This window comes from Streptomyces sp. SID5910 (genome assembly GCF_009862125.1).
Classification (GTDB): Bacteria; Actinomycetota; Actinomycetes; order Streptomycetales; family Streptomycetaceae; genus Streptomyces.
Window position 1 is genome coordinate 1 of sequence record NZ_WWHX01000598.1, and the last position, 2,470, is coordinate 2,470.

The window sequence follows — 2,470 nt, forward strand, 5'->3', positions numbered from 1 at the left end:
GGGTCTGTCGGTCGCCTTCGACCTGCCGACCCAGACCGGCTACGACTCCGACCACATCCTCGCCCGCGGCGAGGTCGGCCGGGTCGGTGTGCCCGTCGCGCACCTCGGTGACATGCGCCGGCTGTTCCAGGACATCCCCCTGGAGCAGATGAACACCTCGATGACCATCAACGCCACGGCCATGTGGCTGCTGGCGCTCTACCAGGTCGTCGCCGAGGAGCAGGGCGCCGACATCACCAGGCTCCAGGGCACGACCCAGAACGACATCGTCAAGGAGTACCTGTCCCGCGGGACGCACGTCTTCCCGCCGGGGCCCTCGCTCCGTCTGACGACGGACATGATCGCGTACACGGTCTCGCACATCCCGAAGTGGAACCCGATCAACATCTGTAGCTACCACCTGCAGGAGGCGGGCGCCACGCCGGTGCAGGAGATCGCGTACGCGATGTCCACCGCGATCGCCGTCCTCGATGCCGTGCGCGACAGCGGCCAGGTGCCGCAGGAGCGCATGGGCGACGTCGTCGGCCGCATCTCCTTCTTCGTGAACGCGGGCGTCCGCTTCGTCGAGGAGATGTGCAAGATGCGGGCCTTCGGGCGGATCTGGGACCGCGTCACCCGCGAGCGGTACGGCATCGAGAACCCCAAGCACCGCCGCTTCCGCTACGGCGTCCAGGTCAACTCCCTCGGTCTGACCGAGGCGCAGCCGGAGAACAACGTCCAGCGGATCGTGCTGGAGATGCTGGCCGTCACCCTCTCCAAGGACGCCCGCGCGCGTGCCGTGCAGCTGCCGGCCTGGAACGAGGCGCTGGGCCTGCCCCGCCCCTGGGACCAGCAGTGGTCGCTGCGCATCCAGCAGGTGCTGGCCTACGAGAGCGACCTGCTGGAGTACGGCGACCTCTTCGAGGGCTCGAAGGTGGTCGAGGCGAAGGTCGACGAGCTGGTCGAGGCGTCCCTCGCGGAGATGGAGCGCATCCAGGAGATGGGCGGCGCGATGGCCGCCGTCGAGTCCGGCTACCTCAAGTCCCAGCTGGTCTCCTCGCACGCCGAGCGCCGGGCCCGGATCGAGTCCGGCGAGGAGAAGATCATCGGTGTCAACGCCTTCGAGGGCACCGAGCCGAACCCGCTGACCGCCGACCTGGACACCGCGATCCAGACCGTCGACCCGGCGGTGGAGGCCCGGGTCATCGCCTCGCTCCAGAACTGGCGCGACACCCGCTACCAGCCGCCCTTCAACCACCCGCGCCCGTGCAAGGCGCTGGAGAAGCTGAAGGAGGCCGCCAAGGGCACCGACAACCTCATGGAGGCCACCCTGGAGTGCGCCCGCGCCGGCGTCACCACCGGCGAGTGGGCCGGGGCGCTGCGCGAGGTGTTCGGCGAGTTCCGCGCGCCGACCGGCGTGTCGTCGGCGCCGGTGGCGGTCACCGCCGAGGAGGGCTCGGCGCTCGCCACGGTCCGCCGCAAGGTGGAACTGACGGCCAAGGAGATGGGCGTGGGCAAGCTCCGCTTCCTGGTCGGCAAGCCGGGCCTGGACGGCCACTCCAACGGCGCCGAGCAGATCGCCGTGCGCGCCCGCGACGCCGGGTTCGAGGTGGTCTACCAGGGCATCCGGCTCACCCCGGAGCAGATCGTGGACGCCGCGCTCGCCGAGGACGTGCACGCGGTGGGCCTGTCCATCCTGTCCGGCTCGCACGCGCAGCTCGTGCCGGACGTGCTCGAACGGCTCCGTGTGGCCGGTGCCACGGATATACCGGTGATCGCCGGTGGCATCATCCCGAACGGTGACGCCGAAGACCTGCGGGCCGCGGGAGTGGCCGCGGTCTTCACCCCGAAGGACTTCGACATCACCGGCATCATCGGCCGGATCGTCGACGAGATCCGGAACGCGAACAAGCTCGACCCCCTGGAGGTCCCCGCATGACGACCGTGAACCGCCTTCGCCCCCGCCGCTCGTGTCTGGCGGTCCCGGGAAGCAACCCGCGCTTCCTGGAGAAGGCGCAGGGCCTTCCGGCGGACCAGGTCTTCCTGGACCTGGAGGACGCCTGCGCGCCGCTCGCCAAGCCGGAGGCACGGCACACCATCGTCAAGTTCCTCAACGAGGGCGACTGGACCGGCAAGACCCGCGTCGTGCGCGTCAACGACTGGACGACCGAGTGGACGTACCGCGACGTCGTGACGGTCGTCGAGGGCGCCGGCCCGAACCTGGACTGCATCATGCTGCCGAAGGTCCAGGACGCCCAGCAGGTCGTCGCGCTGGACCTCCTGCTGACCCAGATCGAGAAGACCATGGGCTTCGAGGTCGGCCGGATCGGCATCGAGGCGCAGATCGAGAACGCGCAGGGCCTCAACAACGTCAACGAGATCGCGCAGGCCAGCCCGCGGGTCGAGACGATCATCTTCGGCCCGGCCGACTTCATGGCGTCCATCAACATGAAGTCGCTGGTCGTCGGCGAGCAGCCGCCCGGCTACCCGA

General features: G+C 69.6%; 2 protein-coding genes. Both read left to right on the forward strand.

Features of this window, described 5'->3' with window-relative positions; translation table 11 throughout:
* A partial coding sequence (locus tag GTW67_RS20940) for an ethylmalonyl-CoA mutase (RefSeq protein ID WP_161166339.1) occupies nt 1–1,918 on the forward strand: 1,918 nt, incomplete at its 5' end.
* Nucleotides 1,915–2,470, forward strand: a 556-nt coding sequence (locus GTW67_RS20945) for an HpcH/HpaI aldolase/citrate lyase family protein (protein ID WP_237518961.1), incomplete at its 3' end; no start/stop codon positions are given. The genes GTW67_RS20940 and GTW67_RS20945, both read left to right, overlap by 4 nt.